The following is a 15,414-nucleotide window of genomic DNA, read 5'->3' as shown; positions in this document are numbered from 1 at the left end:
ATAATCTTTTTGACTATCAGTCTGACAGCACAAGCACCCACACGAATTGCTTGATTCAGTTGTTAAAGAGCGGTTGGTTAAGATCTTTCGTCTCAACCGAGGCGCGCATTCTACAGCAGCCTCATTTGCTGTCAAGTGGTACTTTTCAGAAGCTTTCGAAGATTTCTTCAACAACTTCAACCACTTGCGCTTCCGATCACTCGGTAGCTGGAGGCGAATTCTACAGCGTTACACGCTGCTGTCAACACCTCTTTTTCAACTCCTTTCGTGCTTCGATGAACTGAAGCAACCTGCTGCCTAAAACTGCTTAACTCATTGTTTACCAAGGAGTTTTCCGTTTCGACTGCGCCGGAAGTGGGGCGAATTATAGACATTCAGAATCTGCCGTCAACTGCTAATTTGGTTTTTCTATCAAAACCCGGATAACCGCAGGAATTACTGGGAGCATCCCGCAATCGAGATAAAGAATGCGCAGTATATTGCTCAACTCTTATAGTTTGAGCATGATGTGTCGCCTACCCGCCTATATATCCTGGAAGACACCCCGTAATGAATGAGCAACCCCGCAGCCTGACTTCGACCCTGTTTCCGGTTGGCCTGCTATTAATAGCCATGGCGTCGATTCAGTCCGGCGCCTCCCTGGCCAAGAGCATGTTCCCGGTCGTGGGTGCTCAAGGCACCACCACTCTGCGCCTGATTTTCGCCAGCGTGATCATGATCCTCCTGCTGCGCCCGTGGAAAGCCAAGCTGACCGCTCGCTCGCTGCAGACAGTAGCGGTCTACGGTGTGGCGTTAGGCGGCATGAATCTGCTCTTCTATATGTCGCTGCAAACCGTTCCGCTGGGTATTGCCGTCGCCCTGGAATTCACTGGCCCCCTGGCAGTGGCGATCTACGCATCGCGCAAAGCGATCGATTTTCTGTGGATTGGCCTGGCCATCGTTGGCTTGCTGCTGCTGATCCCCACCGATGCTGCCAGTGCGAGCATTGACCTGATGGGCGCCGGTTATGCACTGGCCGCGGGTGTCTGCTGGGCGCTCTACATTCTCTTCGGGCAGAAAGCCGGTGCGGACAACGGCGTGCAGACGGCCGCCCTGGGCGTAATGATCGCCGCCATCTTCGTTACACCTTTTGGGGTTGCCCACGCCGGCGCTACCTTACTGACGCCATCGCTGATTCCGATCGCGCTGGGCGTGGCCGTATTGTCCACCGCCCTGCCCTACACCCTGGAAATGATTGCCTTGACCCGAATGCCAGCACGCACCTTTGGCACCCTCATGAGCGTCGAGCCCGCCATTGCGGCCATGTCAGGCCTGCTGTTCCTCAATGAGTATCTGACCCTGGCCCAGTGGATGGCCATCAGTTGCATCATCCTGGCTTCCGTGGGTGCTACCTTGACCATGGGCCGTGAAGCCAAACCCATGGTTGCGACTGACTGAGAAACATTCCTACAAAGGTCTAGCATTTATCCTTCAATTAGGCCATGTTTAGTCGCTATCCTGCATTTCACATGGACAGTATGGATAGGGAACTTACACCCCGTAGAGCAAAAGCGTAGGCTGTCAGGCTCGGTTGCCAGACCCGAGACCGCAATAGGGAAAGGAATGAAACGATTTTTGGTATTTATAGCAGTACTTGCCATCGCAGGATGCGCCGCAACCTCTAAAACCGAAGTCAAGCGCGGGAAGAAAGGCCTGCATATCAATTGCTCCGGTCTCTCCTCTTCCTGGGACCAATGCACGGCGACCGCCGCCAAGGCGTGCGGACCAAAAGGCTATAAGGTCATCGCCAAATCCGGAGACAGCGTTGAAGACCCAGGTGACTATCCCTTTGGCCTCAACCCTGCCGGTTATACCAGCCGCAGCATGATCATCATCTGCAAGTAACAGCATCGATGCTTGCGGTTCAGCGAGCGTCCATCTGGCGCGCGATCTCGTCGTAGCTCGATTGCAGCACGCTGCTCTGGATCTGCGGACTCACCAGCATTCGCGCCACCACCAATGCCCCAACACATTGCGACAGAATGGCCCACGCCAGGCTGTCACTCTGCAGAATACCCGCCCAGTTCTCGTGCAACCGGCAAATCCAGTGCTCGGCCTGCTGGCGCACCGCGCAGTCGGCACGGGCAATTTCAGCCCCCAGTGCCGGCAGTGCGCACCCGGCGCCAGGCTGCTCGACATGGGACATGCTCAAGTACTGCTTGAGGCATCGCTCCAGCCTGAGGCGACTCAAATCGCCGTCGCCACTCAAGCGCTCAAGACTTTGGCGCAATTCACGCTCGACGATTGAGGCAAAGAGCTCGTCCTTGGACGAGAAGTGACTGTAGAACGCACCACCACTGAGGCCGATGGCTTTCATCAAGCCATCCACCCCTACGGTGGAAAACCCTTCCTGCTTGGCGGACACCGAGCTGCTTTCCAGTAACTTGCGCCTGGTTTCCAGCTTGTGACTGGCAGAGTAACGCATCGCGGCTCCCATAATTGCATCGTCTTGACGTCGAGCCGATCGTAGCATAACGTCCGTTTAGCTAACGACCGTTTACCAAAGAGCGATGACTATGACCACAGCTACCCATAACAACAAAGTCGTGCTGGTTGTCGGCGCTGGCGACGCCACCGGCGGGGCCATTGCCAAACGTTTCGCCGAGGAAGGATTTGTCGCCTGCGTCACCCGGCGCAGCGCCGATAAACTGCAGCCTCTGGTTGATGCCATTCATGCCAACGGGGGCCAAGCCCACGGCTTTGCCTGCGATGCACGCAAGGAAGAAGACGTCATTGCACTGGTCGAGCAGATCGAGAGCCAGATCGGCCCCATTGAAGTCCTGGTTTTCAACATCGGCGCCAACGTTCCCTGCAGCATTCTCGAAGAAACCGCACGCAAATATTTCAAGATCTGGGAGATGGCCTGTTTCTCGGGCTTTCTCAATGCCCGCGAAGTGGCCAAGCGCATGGTCACCCGCCAACGCGGCACGATCCTGTTTACCGGGGCCACCGCGGGCCTACGCGGCGCCGCGGGGTTTGCTGCATTCGCCGGGGCCAAGCATGGCATTCGTGCCCTGGCGCAAAGCATGGCCCGAGAGCTGGGACCGCTTAACATCCACGTCGCTCACGTGGTGGTCGATGGCGCCATCGATACTGACTTCATTCGCGACAGCTTCCCGGAAAAATATGCGCTAAAGGCTGAAGACGGGATTCTCGATCCGGTGCACGTTGCCGAGAACTACTGGTTCCTGCACAGTCAGCCGCGCGATGCCTGGACCTTCGAACTGGACCTGCGGCCCTGGAGCGAACGCTGGTGAGCCCTGCCCTTCCTGACAACAATCAGAGTGCATCGAACATGAGCAAGCGCGTGGAGTTTTTCTTTGACCTGGGCAGCCCGGCCACTTACCTGGCCTATACCCAACTGCCGGGCATCTGTGAACAGACCGCCAGCCAACTGATTTACCAACCGATGTTGCTTGGTGGGGTGTTCAAGGCCACGGGCAACACGTCACCCGCGACCATTGCAGCCAAGGGACGCTACATGTTCCAGGATCTGAAGCGTTACGCCAGGCGCTACGGCGTTGCCTTTGTGTTCAACCCGTACTTCCCGATCAATACGTTGCTGCTGATGCGCGCCGTCACCGGTATGCAGATGCGCCACCCCGAACGCTTCGTCGACTTTATCGACTGCCTGTTTCGGGCGCTCTGGGTCGATGGGCGCAACCTCAACGACTCGGCGACCGTCGCCGCAGTCCTCACCGAGCACGGCTTCGACCCACAGGCGGTGCTGGCCTTGACCGTCGACGAGGAGGTCAAGGCCGCGCTCAAGGACAAAACCGAGCACGCTATTGCACGGGGAGTATTTGGCGCACCGAGCCTGTTTGTCGGTGACCAGATGTTCTTCGGCCAGGATCGCCTGGACTTTGTCCGCGAAGCGTTAAGCTGACGCGGCACCCTGCTGGCAGTGCGCCGCAGCCCCAAGGCTGACGGCGCCCTCTACCGTCAAATAGCGACAGTGCGCGCCTGCAGCCACTCAAGCGCTGCACCTTCGAGCAACGGGCTTAGGCGTCGGCGCACTTCGGCGTGATAGCCGTTGAACCACTCGCGCTCATCCTCGGTCAGCAAGGAGGTTTCCAGGCAGCGGGTGTCGATCGGGCACAGGGTCAGGGTTTCGAACTTGAGGAACTCACCAAATTCGCTACTGCCCGCCTCGCGGTTCAACACCAGGTTCTCGATACGCACCCCCCAGCGGCCTGGACGGTAAGTGCCTGGCTCGATGGAGGTGATCATCCCCGGCTGCATCGCGGTCTGTGGCGCGGGCGCCGCCTGATAGGCAATCACCTGCGGGCCTTCATGCACGTTGAGGAAGTAGCCGACGCCATGCCCGGTGCCGTGACCGTAATCCACGCTTTCAGCCCAGATCGGCGCACGCGCAATGCCATCAAGCAACGGCGAGAGAATACCCCGTGGAAATTGCGCCCGGGACAAGGCAATCACACCCTTTAGCACCCGCGTGCAATCACGCTTCTGTTCAGCGGTCGGTGTGCCGATGGGGACCATCCGAGTAATGTCGGTGGTGCCGCCCAGGTACTGGCCGCCGGAATCGATCAGCAGCAGGCCGTCGCCTTCAATCACCGCATGCTCTTGCTCGGTGGCGTGATAGTGGGGCATGGCGCCATTGGCGTTATAGGCGGCAATGGTGTTGAAACTCAGCGAGACATAACCCGGACGTCGGGTCCGGGCCGCCGTCAGGTGTTCGTCTATGGTCAGTTCGGTAATACGCTCACGACCCAGCGCGCTGTCGAGCCACGTGAAGAACTCGCAGAGCGCCGCGCCGTCCTGCTCCATGGCCTGACGAATGTGCTCGGCATCCGCCAGGCTTTTCTGCGACTTGGCCAGGGTGGTCGGGTTCAAGCCTTCGACCAGCTTCACACCGCTGTGCAGGTTGCCCAGCAGGCCGGCCGTGACCCGCGCCGGATCGATCTGCAGGCTACTGCCACCTGGAATAGCCGCCAAGGCCGCGGCCACTTCGCTGTAGTCGCGCAGGGTTACGCCGTCCTGTTCGAGGATCGCCCGCAGTGGCGCATCGACCTTGCTCAAGGCGACAAACAACGTTGCCTGCTGCTGGCTGATCAGCGCAAAGGACACGAACACCGGGTTGAACGACACATCAGCGCCACGCAGGTTGAACAGCCAGGCGATGTCGTCGAGTGTGGCGATGAAGTGCCAGTCGGCACCGCGGACTTTCAGGATTTCGCGCAAGGTGGCGAGCTTTTCACCGCGGCTGACGGTCGCCTGGGGTGGCAAGTGCTGATAAATCGGTTGATCCGGCAGGCTTGGGCGATCGCTCCAGACTTCGCTCAACAGGTCGATATCAGTGCGCAGGCGTGACCCGCACTCTTCCAGTTTGCTACCCAGGGTACGCGCCGAGGCCACGGCCATTACCGCGCCATCCACCGCTACCACGCCACCTTCCGGTGTTTGCTCGGCCAGCCATTCCAGAGGTCCCGGCTGGCCTGGTTGCAGTTTCACCAGTTCGATACCGCTGCCCTTGAGCTCCTTGCTCGCCTGTTCCCAGTAACGGCTGTCGGCCCAGATGCCGGCAAAGTCCTGGGTGACAATCAGGGTACCGACCGATCCATGAAAGCCCGACAACCACTGCCGCCCTTGCCAGTAACCCGGCAGGTACTCCGACAGATGGGGATCGGCCGACGGCACCAGCAACGCGTGAATGCCCTCCCGGCTCATCAGCTCGCGGGTGCGCGCCAAGCGCTGGGGAACCGTTCCCTGGATCAAAGGCTGCGTACTCATCATGTCTCCTGCTAACCACTTCAATATTGTTATAGGGCGCTGACTCGTGGTCGGCGCATCAGGGTTGGGCGGTAGCCCAGAACGCCGGTGCACTGGCGGTTGCCGTCTTGATCAGTTGGGCGGCCTGATCGATATCCTGCTCACGGGTGAAGCGCCCAAGGCTCAAGCGAATCGTGCGCCCCGCGGCCCGCGCATCGTAGCCCAGGGCCAGGAGCACATGGGAGGGGGCGTTGCTTGCGGAATTGCAGGCTGAGGTCGCAGAGAACGCTATTGACGCGCTCAACGCCTGGGCGTTGAACTCGCCTTCGTTGAAGGTCAGGCTCAGGGTATGGGGAATACGCTGGCTCGGGCTGCCATTGAGCCGCAGACCGGCGATGTCGCCGAGTTGCTCCAGCAAACGCTCGCGCAACCGCGAGATGGTGCCGGCCTCCTCGGCAAAGTGCTCGGCCGCCAATGCGAAGGCGGCGCCCATGCCAGCGATCTGATGAGTCGCCAGGGTACCTGAGCGCAAGCCGCCTTCGTGTCCGCCACCATGAATCTGCGCCTGCAAGCGCTGTTGCGCGCGGGCCGACGTAGAGCGCGCCGATACCCTTGGGACCGTAGATCTTGTGGGCGGAAAACGACATCAGGTCCACCGGCCATTGCGCCAGGTCAATCGTCACCTTGCCCGCGCCCTGGGCGGCATCGACGTGGAACAAGGCACCGTGTTCACCTACGCGCTGGCCGATGGCCGGGATGTCGTTGACGGTCCCCAACTCGTTGTTGACCAGCATCAACGACACCAGGAAGGTGTCCTCGCGCAGCGCCGCGCTGACCGCTTGCGCAGTGATCAGGCCATCGGCGTCGGGCAGCAGATAAGTGACATCGACCCCGGCATCCTGCAATTGCCTGGCCGTGTCGAGGATCGCCTTGTGTTCGATCTGGCTGGTGATGATGTGCCCGCCCGGCTGTTGGCGGGCCTGGGCCACCCCTTTTAGAGCCAGGTTGTTGGACTCGGTGGCGCCGGAAGTCCAGACGATCTGGGACGCCTGCGCGCCCACCAGGTCGGCGACTTGCTGGCGCGCCAGCTCGACCGAACACCGAGCCTGCTGGCCGAAGGCGTGGGAGCTGGAGGCCGGGTTGCCGAAGTTGCCGTTGAAACCCAGACAATCGACCATCACCTGGATGACCCGCTCATCCACCGGTGTGGTGGCGGCGTAATCAAAATATAAAGGACGTGAATTCATAAAAAAGGCTCGCAGAGCAGGTTCCGGGATCAGGTGCAGCGCAGGCATTCGCTGCGCGGCGCCAGCTTGAGGTGGCGCATTGCGGCAGGAGCCCAGCATTACCTGATCGGATGCAGTTAAAGAAGGACAACTTCATTTAAAAGTGCGTAGGAACGCTCCTGAAGTTGAGCTTAACAGGCATCTGCTACCGGGTTGAAGCACCCGTCATCCAAAGCTCTCGTGCAACATCGGGTACAGCGACGCCACCAGCAGCACTGCCATGCCCCAGTTGAACAGGCGCAGCCAGCGCTGGTCCCGCAGGACATTGCGCAACAGCGAGCCACAGACCACCCAGACACCGACGCTGGGCAGGTTGATCAGGGCAAACACCGCCGCGATCACGATCACATTGGTGAAGTAGCCCTGCAGCGGTGTATAGGTACTGATGGCGCCGATTGCCATGATCCAGGCCTTGGGATTGACCCACTGGAACGCCGCGGCCCCCAGGTAGCTGATGGGTTGGCCGCGCCCCTCTTCGCTGTCCGAGACCGGGCCTGAGTGGGCGATCTTCCACGCCAGGTACAGCAAGTAGGCCGCGCCGACAAAACGCAGTACGTTATAAAGCAGCGGATAGGTTTGAAATACAGCCCCCAGACCAAACCCCACGGCCAGCACCAGGACAAAAAAGCCGCAGGTAATCCCCAGCATGTGCGGGATAGTGCGGTTAAAGCCAAAATTGACCCCCGAGGCGAGCAACATGGTGTTGTTCGGACCGGGCGTGATCGAGGTCACCAGGGCGAACAGGGCAAAGCCGAGCAGAACATCCAGGGAGAGGGTCATGGTGCGATTCCATCAGGTCAGTCAAGACTCGACCCTATCGCAGCGCCCGCGAGGCGAGCACGCACAGTTAGCAAAAACTTCGAGCAGTACAGTCACTCAACTCGCCCGCCCGGGCAGCGGCAGGGCACGCTCGGCGTTCATCTCGGCCTGCTGGTCAAAACCAATGGCTTTACTGGGCCGAGGTAACAACTGGGCCTTTTTCGCCTGGTACTCATCAAACGACAGGCCGCGCCGATTCAGCGCTTCGAGTGCCAGTTCACGACTTTCCTCGGCCGAAAACGGCCGCAGTTCAGGGGCCAGATTGGCGGCGCAACCGGCAAGCAGCGAGGCGATCAACAACAATGAGGCGCTGAGCACATGATTCATGGGGGCGATTCCTGATAGCGGTCCTGAAGCAATGGACACAGGCTACGCCCCAGCCTTTCTCGAGAAAAATCATCGCGCTCGATAGTCCTTATCGACTTTTCTGCGCCGCACCGCGTGTCAGCCCACAAGGCTGCATTGCAAGGCATTGTCCGGGCTGCGCTCGATACTGCGCAGAACCTGGAAGGAGCCGAAGGTCACGCCTTTGGCCTGATGGGTGCGGATCAACTGCCAGAAATCCTGCTCACCGTTTTCAAAGCTGCGAAATGCCGCCTCGCCTGCCTCGCGGGATTGCCACTGCAGGTAATTGAGTACCCGCCGCCCGTCGTCGCTGGCCTGCACACTGGCGCTGAGAAAGCCGCTGTGGTGCTGGGCCAGGCGCTCGGTCTGGGCGAATAACGCCGACACCAGGCTTTGTTGTTGATGGGGCTCGATCTCGAATTCGATCAGTTGGGTAAAACTGCGATTGTTCTCTATCGACTGCATGAGGATTCCCCCTGGCGCGTAAGTCGCATCTTGCGAATTGAAGGTCGGCAGGATAAAACCTCTAGTTAAGTCAAGGTCAAGTGGCAATTGAAATGATCAACAAGGACAACCTGCACAAAGAGCTGAGTGTCGGCCAACTGGCGCAGCGCAGTGGCGTGGCGGTTACCGCCCTGCACTTCTATGAGTCCAAGGGACTGATCCACAGCAGTCGCAACCTGGGTAATCAGCGGCGTTACCCTCGGGAAGTGCTGCGCCGGGTGGCGCTGATCAAGGTGGCCCAACGCCTGGGCATTCCGCTGGCGGAAATCGGCGCGGCCCTCAAGTCCCTGCCTGACCATCGCGCGCCGACGGCGGCAGACTGGAAACTGCTGTCGGAAAAATGGAGCAATGACCTCGATGAACGGATCCGCCAGTTGAGCCTGCTGCGCGACAAACTCAATGGCTGCATCGGTTGTGGTTGCTTGTCGATGGAGGCCTGCCCGCTGCGCAACTACGGGGACGTACTGGGTGAGCAAGGCGCTGGCGCCCAGTTGCTGACGCCGGGTCGCTGATAGCCCGCTAATGACCCTGCTGCAACCCGTCGGCCAATCCGTGGCACCACGGGGTCTGGCCTATAGTGAATCGACCGGAAATCGGCGAGAAAGAGCACGCCATCCCCCCACGCACCCTGGAGAACGATCATGAGCGTTAAACCCATCCCGGAGGGTTATCACAGCATCACGCCTTACCTGGGAATCCACAAAGCCGCCGAAGCCATCGAGTTCTACAAAAAAGCCTTCGGCGCCACTGAGGTCATGCGCCTGTCGATGCCCGACGGCAGCATCGGCCATGCCGAACTGCGCATCGGTGACTGCCCGATCATGCTTGGTACGCCATGCGAGCAAGGGCCCTTGAGCAATCCCGACACATCCCCCTCAGTCGGCCTGCATCTGTATGTCCAGGATGTAGACCAAAGCTACGCCCAGGCAATCAAGGCCGGCGGCATCGTGGTGTCCGAGGTCAAGGATCAGTTCTACGGCGACCGTTCGGGCACCTTGAAAGACCCCTACGGCCATTTATGGTTTCTGGCCACCCACAAAGAGGACCTGACCCAGGAGCAGATCGAACAACGCGCCAAGGCGATGTTCACCCAGCCATAATCCCCATCCCCTGTAGGAACTGGCTTGCCAGCGAACCACAACCTTCAGCCTGACCGGTCGATTTGGCAGCTCAGGCGATTGTCTTCGTTGGCAAGCCAGGGCCAACGATTGCCGCGCCCGCAGCCCTAAATGCGTCTCTGAAACATTTGCTTTCATATTGTTTTTCGGGATTTTTGATTCTCATTCGTCTTAAATAGATGCAGCAGGCCGCGTAGGCAAAAGCTACGGCCGGCTTTTTTCGGGAACCACGGTGCATCCACACCGCTCCTCTCATCGAATCAAGACCCTCATTCATGTCGAAGAAGTCCCGTTCCAAACTGTGGTTTCTGGTGCACAGCTGGCTGGCATTGCCCATCTGGTTCTTTGTACTGATCGTCTGCGTCACCGGCACCCTGGCGGTCGTCAGCCAGGAGATCGTCTGGCTGGCCAATCCCGACATCCGTGCCAGCCAACCGTCCGACAACGCCGAACTGCTGAGCTATGACCAGGTCATTGCCGCGATGAAGCAGGCCGAACCACTGACCATCGTCGAATCCATCAGCCGCCCGGATGAATCGCACTTCGCCCTGACGGCGCAGGTGAGTTACCCGGACGGACGATCGGTCGCGGTCTACGTGAACCCCTACAGTGGCGTGATTCAAGGGATCAGCCCGGACTTCAATTTCCAGGCCTTTACCCGCGCACTGCATGGCTGGTGGCTGGTGCCCTTTACCAACGGCTTCAGCTGGGGCTGGTACCTGGTGTCGTTCCTCGGCATTCCATTGCTGGTGTCACTGATCACTGGCCTGGTGGTGTACAAGAAATTCTGGAAGGGCTTCCTCAAGCCCACCCTGCGGTTCAACCACGGTGCGCGGATCTTCTGGGGCGACTTCCATCGCCTGAGCGGCATCTGGTCGATCTGGTTCATCGCGGTGATTTCCATCACCGGCATCTGGTTCCTCATCGAAGCCTTGCTGTTCGACAACCAAATTTCCATCTCCAGCGAACCGGTGATCCCCGTGATCTCCCGCGAAAGCGTGCCCCTGTCGGCCGACGGCTCCCCGCCAAAAATGATTGACCTGGACAACGCCATCCTGATCGCCCAGGAGAAAATTCCCGGGCTGGAAGTGAGCTTCGTCAGCCTGCCGAGCAATGCCTACAGCCACCTCAACATTGGCGGCCGTGGCTGGTACCCGCTGATGTTCCAGACCGCCACGATCAACCCGTACAACGGCGACATCGATGCCTCGCGGCTGCTGTCGGACCGCACCGGCCTGGAGTTCGTCACCGAGTCCATGCGCCCGCTGCACACCGGCGACTTCGGCGGCCTGTGGATAAAACTGATCTGGTTCTTCTTCGGCCTGGTCCTCAGCATGATGGTGCTCAGCGGCTTGCTGATCTGGACCAAACGTACCGCCCTGGCCACCGCCAACGCGCTGAAGCGCAGCAACAAGACGCCCCGCCGGGCCAAAGTGGAACAACCGGTGGCAGCCATGAATGACAACTCGCCGGAGGGCAATCTGTGAGCAAGGTCACCACAGCAGTCCCCCCTTCGCGCCTGAGTGTGTTCTGGCACAAATGGCGTTTTCACATCAACATTCTGCTGCTCCTGATTCCACTGGGGTTCATGCCCAAGTACTTCGCTGACGTCGCGCTGTTTCGCGGCGACAGTGGCCTGGGTGAGCGGGAAATCGGTGAAATCCAGGTGGGCCCCTGGAGCCTGCGCCTGGCCGAACTGCGCAATCAGGAGCCGCAACTGTCCGGCCCAGCCGGCCACATGAAGAGCTTTAACGCCGCGCTGTGCCAATCCTGCATCGGCCAGGTCAAGGCGACTTACCTGCGCATCGGCAAGCCCCGCAGCCTGCGCGCCGCCGGGGTGATTTTCTTCGGTGCGCCCTACCGCATGGGCGCGACCCTGCCGATCCCCGAGAAAACCAAGGCCGACGCCGAAATCTGGATCACCATGGAAGGCTGGGACGGCAGCATGCATCAGGCGGCCGTGCCGCTTGCCCAAGCGTCCCCGGCCACTATCGCCTGGCTGAACAAACAAGGAGGCAAACCATGACCGTTGCCCGCAGCTTGACCCCTTTGCGCCTGATTGCCAGCGCACTGACCCTGGCCCTCGGCGCAGGCTTCAGTGCCCAAGCGCTGGCCCACAACCCGATGTGCGAATGCAAGGCCATCGACGCCGAGCAGATCCAGTGCACCGGCGGCTTCTCCGACGGCAGTGGCGCACCCGGCGTGACCCTGGATGTGATCGGCTATGACGAAACCATCCTGGTGCCGGGAAAACTCGGCGCCGACTCGACCCTGACCTTCAAGAAACCCGGATCCGAGTTCTATGTCTTGTTCGACGCAGGCCCAGGCCACGTGGTCGAGATCGACCAAGCGGATATCGAGGCCCCATGAGTACCCCCACCCCACAGCTCGTCCGCCCGGCCGGTGCCGGCCATGAAACCCTCTATGTATTGTTGCTGTGCCTGGCAATTCTCGCGGTTGCCGGCTCCGTGGTGCTCTGGCGTGGCGAGCCTGAGGTGGTCAGCAGCGTGCAAACCCATCAACTGGATGCGCGGCGCGATCTCGGCGCCTCGGAGCAAGGCATTTATGCCGACCTGCGGGTGACCCTCGACGAAATCCACCTGCTGCGCGAAGAGCAGCAGGCCCTGCCGAGCCCGCAAGTCCTCGCCGACGAAGGCTTTGCGCCCTTCGCCCAGGACGCCAGCTCCGTCAGCCGTGGTGGCCACGCCTGGCAGTTGCTGGGCAGTGCCGCGTACTTCGGGCAGAGCCAGGCACCGAGTGTCGCCGGTTCCTTCCTGATGCGCCTGAACGCGGACGGCAACGCCGAACCGGACATCTGGCTCAACCGCAGCGCCAGCCTCCAGGCCCCTCCCGATCTGGCCGATACCGCGCTGATCAGCGCAGGCTGGCAGCAGGTCGTCGCCCAATTCGACGCCGGTGTCACTCGCCAGCATCGTCACTGATTTGCGTATTCACCCCAGAGAAGACCGCTTGCCCATGCCTAGTTCATCTGCGCACCATCGTTTTCTGCACCGCGCACGCCTGCTGCTGGCAGGCCTGCTGGCCCTGGTGCTCATGCCCCTGGCCAGCGCCGAAGAGGCCAAGCGCCTGCGCATCGGCATCACCTTGCATCCGTACTACAGCTACGTGGCCAACATCGTCGGCGACAAGGCCGAAGTGGTGCCGTTGATTCCGGCCGGTTTCAATCCCCATGCCTATGAGCCACGCGCCGAAGACATCAAGCGCATCGCCGGCCTGGACGTGATCGTGCTCAACGGTGTCGGCCATGACGACTTCGCCGACCGCATGATCGCCGCCAGCGAAACCCCCAACATCAAGGTGATCGAGGCCAACGAGAACGTGCCGCTGCTGGCGGCCACCGGCATTGCCGCGCGGGGCGCAGGCAAGGTGGTGAACCCGCACACCTTCCTGTCCATCAGCGCCTCCATTGCCCAGGTCAACAACATTGCCCGGGAACTGGGCAAGCTTGACCCCCCCAACGCCAAGGCCTACACCCAGAACGCCCGCGCCTACGGCAAACGCTTGCGGCAGATGCGTGCCGACGCGCTGGCCAAGCTGACCAAGGCGCCCAATGCCGACCTGCGGGTGGCCACGGTCCACGCGGCCTACGACTACCTGTTGCGCGAGTTCGGCCTGGAAGTGACGGCCGTGGTCGAGCCGGCCCACGGGATTGAGCCGAGCCCGAGCCAACTGAAGAAAACCATCGACCAACTGCGCGAACTGGACGTCAAGGTGATCTTCTCGGAGATGGATTTTCCCTCCGCTTATGTCGACACCATCCAGCGTGAGTCGGGTGTAAAACTCTACCCGCTGTCGCACATTTCCTACGGTGAATACAGCGCCGACAAGTATGAAAAGGAAATGACCGGCAACCTCGGCACCGTCGTCCGGGCGATCCAGGAGGCCGGCGCATGACCATCCAGCAAACCCTCACCACACCACTGGACGGGCCCGCCATCGAGTTCGCCGACGTCAGTCTGACGCTCGGCTGCACGACCATCCTCGACCGCGTCAGCTTCCAGGTACGCCCCGGCAGCGTGCACGCCCTGGTCGGCCCCAATGGCGGCGGCAAGAGTTCACTGATCAAGACCCTGCTCGGGCAAATGCCCCACCAGGGCCGCTTGAGCCTGCAATGGCCGAGCGATCCCGGGACCATCGGCTATGTGCCACAAGCCCTGGAGTTCGACCGCGGCCTGCCGATGACGGTGGACGATTTCATGGCCGCCATGTGCCAACGCCGTCCGGCGTTTCTCGGCATCAGCCGGCACTACAGCGTGGCCATCGGCGAAGCCCTGGAACGGGTCGGCATGCAGGACAAGCGCAAACGCCGCATGGGCGCGCTGTCCGGCGGTGAGCGCCAGCGGGTTCTGCTGGCGCAGGGCTTGATTCCCGCGCCCCAGTTGCTGGTGCTCGACGAGCCGATGTCGGCCCTCGATGAAGCCGGCATCCAGGTGTTCGAGCGCTTGCTGGGGGACTGGCGTCAATCCGGGATCAGCGTGCTGTGGATCGAGCATGACCTGGAAGCCGTCGGCCGTCTGGCCGACCACGTCACCGGCCTCAACCGCCGAGTGCTGTTCGATGCCACACCCAAGCAAGCCCTGACCCCGGAACGTTTGCTGAGCCTGTTTTCCACCCACCCACGGACGAGCGGGAGCGCTGCGTGATGAGTTACGAAGCCTTTCGTTTGATGATCCAGGGCTGGGCATCTTCCGGCTACCTGCCCGAAGCGCTGGCCTATGGGTTTGTGGTCAACGCCCTGCTCGCCGGCCTGTTGATCGGCCCGGTACTGGGCGGCCTGGGCACCCTGGTGGTGGTCAAGCGCTTTGCGTTCTTCTCCGAAGCCGTCGGCCATGCGGCGTTGACTGGCGTAGCCATCGGCATCCTGCTCGGCGAACCCTACACCGGCCCCTATGGCAGCCTGTTCGGTTACTGCCTGTTGTTCGGCATCCTGCTCAACTACCTGCGCAACCGCACCGGCCTGGCGCCGGACACCCTGATCGGGGTGTTTCTCTCGGTGTCGCTGGCCCTGGGCGCGAGCCTGCTGCTGATTCTGGCCGGCAAGATCAACGTGCACATTCTGGAAAACGTGCTGTTCGGTTCGGTGCTGACGGTCAACGGTAACGACCTGCTGGTGCTGGCCATCGTCGGCACGCTGGTGATGGGCCTGAGCCTGCCGCTGTACAACCGCATCATGCTGGCCAGCTTCAACCCGCAACTGGCGGCCGTACGCGGGGTGGCGGTGAAGACCCTCGATTACCTGTTCGTGATCCTGGTGACGCTGATCACCGTAGCGGCGGTAAAAGTCATTGGCGCGATTCTGGTGGGCGCCCTGCTGGTGATCCCGGCTGCCGCAGCGCGCCTGTTGAGCCAATCGCTCAAGGGGTTTTTCTGGTGCTCGGTGCTCATCGCCACCATCAGCACCCTGTGCGGGATTCTCGCGCCGATTGTCTTCGACCTGCCGATTCCGTCCGGCGCGGCAATCATTCTGGTGGCCGGTATCGCCTTCGCCCTCGCCGCCATAGCGCGCGGTGTGGTGCCCAGCCTCAAAGGGAACATTGGATAAATGGCTTTCT

The 15,414-nt window shown here is 60.9% G+C and carries 18 protein-coding genes and 1 pseudogene; 13 read left to right on the top strand and 6 right to left on the bottom strand.

Annotation, left to right across the window (positions count from 1 at the left end; translation table 11 throughout):
• Positions 1–549: 549 nt before the first annotated feature.
• Together rhtA and AACY45_RS02070 are read left to right on the top strand one after the other, a co-directional pair.
• Positions 550–1,437, top strand: coding sequence for a threonine/homoserine exporter RhtA (gene rhtA, locus AACY45_RS02075; protein ID WP_339543914.1), 888 nt, complete (start codon positions 550–552; stop codon positions 1,435–1,437).
• A gap of 165 nt (positions 1,438–1,602) precedes the next feature.
• A complete protein-coding gene (locus AACY45_RS02070; protein WP_339543913.1) occupies positions 1,603–1,884 on the top strand; it encodes a hypothetical protein in 282 nt (93 codons plus the stop codon).
• 19 nt (positions 1,885–1,903) lie between these two features.
• Here the strand turns inward: AACY45_RS02070 and AACY45_RS02065 are convergent, their stop codons facing one another.
• Positions 1,904–2,464 carry a TetR/AcrR family transcriptional regulator gene (locus AACY45_RS02065; RefSeq protein ID WP_339543912.1) on the bottom strand — a complete coding sequence of 187 codons (561 nt, stop codon included), beginning with the start codon at positions 2,462–2,464 and terminating at the stop codon, positions 1,904–1,906.
• Positions 2,465–2,555: 91 nt separating this feature from the next.
• Here AACY45_RS02065 and AACY45_RS02060 point away from each other — a divergent pair, with 91 nt between their 5' ends.
• Entirely contained in the window at positions 2,556–3,296 is a 741-nt protein-coding gene (locus AACY45_RS02060) for an SDR family oxidoreductase (protein ID WP_339543911.1), read from the top strand.
• Positions 3,297–3,334: 38 nt separating this feature from the next.
• Positions 3,335–3,925: a 2-hydroxychromene-2-carboxylate isomerase gene (locus tag AACY45_RS02055; protein ID WP_339543922.1), complete on the top strand. Its 591-nt coding sequence runs from the start codon at positions 3,335–3,337 to the stop codon at positions 3,923–3,925.
• Between the two features lie 56 nt (positions 3,926–3,981).
• On the opposite strand, the gene AACY45_RS02050 is transcribed toward AACY45_RS02055, so the two are convergent.
• The 5 genes and pseudogenes from AACY45_RS02050 to AACY45_RS02030 all read right to left on the bottom strand — a co-directional run bounded on the left by AACY45_RS02050 (position 3,982) and on the right by AACY45_RS02030 (position 8,684).
• Positions 3,982–5,790: an aminopeptidase P family protein gene (locus tag AACY45_RS02050; protein ID WP_339543910.1), complete on the bottom strand. Its 1,809-nt coding sequence runs from the start codon at positions 5,788–5,790 to the stop codon at positions 3,982–3,984.
• Between the two features lie 58 nt (positions 5,791–5,848).
• Positions 5,849–7,016: pseudogene (locus tag AACY45_RS02045) on the bottom strand (cysteine desulfurase family protein).
• A gap of 204 nt (positions 7,017–7,220) precedes the next feature.
• Positions 7,221–7,835 (bottom strand): LysE family translocator, encoded by a 615-nt coding sequence (locus AACY45_RS02040; RefSeq protein ID WP_339543909.1) that lies wholly within the window; start codon positions 7,833–7,835, stop codon positions 7,221–7,223.
• A gap of 96 nt (positions 7,836–7,931) precedes the next feature.
• The gene (locus tag AACY45_RS02035; protein ID WP_339543908.1) at positions 7,932–8,201 is read right to left on the bottom strand and encodes a hypothetical protein; all 270 of its coding nucleotides are present in this window, start codon (positions 8,199–8,201) and stop codon (positions 7,932–7,934) included.
• 117 nt (positions 8,202–8,318) lie between these two features.
• Positions 8,319–8,684: an antibiotic biosynthesis monooxygenase gene (locus tag AACY45_RS02030; protein WP_339543907.1), complete on the bottom strand. Its 366-nt coding sequence runs from the start codon at positions 8,682–8,684 to the stop codon at positions 8,319–8,321.
• A 92-nt stretch (positions 8,685–8,776) separates the two neighbouring features.
• Between AACY45_RS02030 and soxR the strand changes: the two genes are divergently transcribed.
• The 9 genes from soxR (at position 8,777) to AACY45_RS01985 (ending at position 15,404) form a co-directional block, all read left to right on the top strand.
• Positions 8,777–9,235 (top strand): redox-sensitive transcriptional activator SoxR, encoded by a 459-nt coding sequence (soxR, locus tag AACY45_RS02025; protein ID WP_339543906.1) that lies wholly within the window; start codon positions 8,777–8,779, stop codon positions 9,233–9,235.
• A 129-nt stretch (positions 9,236–9,364) separates the two neighbouring features.
• Positions 9,365–9,823, top strand: a complete 459-nt coding sequence (locus AACY45_RS02020) for a VOC family protein (protein ID WP_339543905.1) — start codon at positions 9,365–9,367, stop codon at positions 9,821–9,823.
• 293 nt (positions 9,824–10,116) lie between these two features.
• Positions 10,117–11,328, top strand: a complete 1,212-nt coding sequence (locus AACY45_RS02015; RefSeq protein ID WP_339543904.1) for a PepSY-associated TM helix domain-containing protein — start codon at positions 10,117–10,119, stop codon at positions 11,326–11,328.
• Positions 11,325–11,867, top strand: coding sequence for a thiamine pyrophosphate-binding protein (locus AACY45_RS02010; RefSeq protein WP_339543903.1), 543 nt, complete (start codon positions 11,325–11,327; stop codon positions 11,865–11,867). The genes AACY45_RS02015 and AACY45_RS02010 overlap by 4 nt, the downstream gene beginning before the upstream one ends.
• The gene (locus AACY45_RS02005) at positions 11,864–12,211 is read left to right on the top strand and encodes a hypothetical protein (RefSeq protein ID WP_339543902.1); all 348 of its coding nucleotides are present in this window, start codon (positions 11,864–11,866) and stop codon (positions 12,209–12,211) included. The genes AACY45_RS02010 and AACY45_RS02005 overlap by 4 nt, the downstream gene beginning before the upstream one ends.
• A complete protein-coding gene (locus tag AACY45_RS02000) occupies positions 12,208–12,783 on the top strand; it encodes a DUF6162 family protein (RefSeq protein ID WP_339543901.1) in 576 nt (191 codons plus the stop codon). Before AACY45_RS02005 ends, AACY45_RS02000 begins: the two co-directional genes overlap by 4 nt.
• A 34-nt stretch (positions 12,784–12,817) precedes the next feature.
• On the top strand, positions 12,818–13,756 hold the full coding sequence (locus AACY45_RS01995) for a metal ABC transporter substrate-binding protein (protein ID WP_339543900.1): 939 nt from the start codon (positions 12,818–12,820) through the stop codon (positions 13,754–13,756).
• On the top strand, positions 13,753–14,505 hold the full coding sequence (locus AACY45_RS01990; protein WP_339543899.1) for a metal ABC transporter ATP-binding protein: 753 nt from the start codon (positions 13,753–13,755) through the stop codon (positions 14,503–14,505). Before AACY45_RS01995 ends, AACY45_RS01990 begins: the two co-directional genes overlap by 4 nt.
• Complete coding sequence (locus AACY45_RS01985; RefSeq protein WP_339543898.1) at positions 14,505–15,404, top strand: metal ABC transporter permease; 900 nt, start codon at positions 14,505–14,507, stop codon at positions 15,402–15,404. Before AACY45_RS01990 ends, AACY45_RS01985 begins: the two co-directional genes overlap by 1 nt.
• The last annotated feature ends 10 nt before the right edge of the window (positions 15,405–15,414 follow it).

The organism is Pseudomonas sp. RA_35y_Pfl2_P32, from assembly GCF_963970735.1.
In the GTDB taxonomy this organism is placed as follows: domain Bacteria; phylum Pseudomonadota; class Gammaproteobacteria; order Pseudomonadales; family Pseudomonadaceae; genus Aquipseudomonas.
This window is presented reverse-complemented; position numbering and strand designations above follow the sequence as displayed.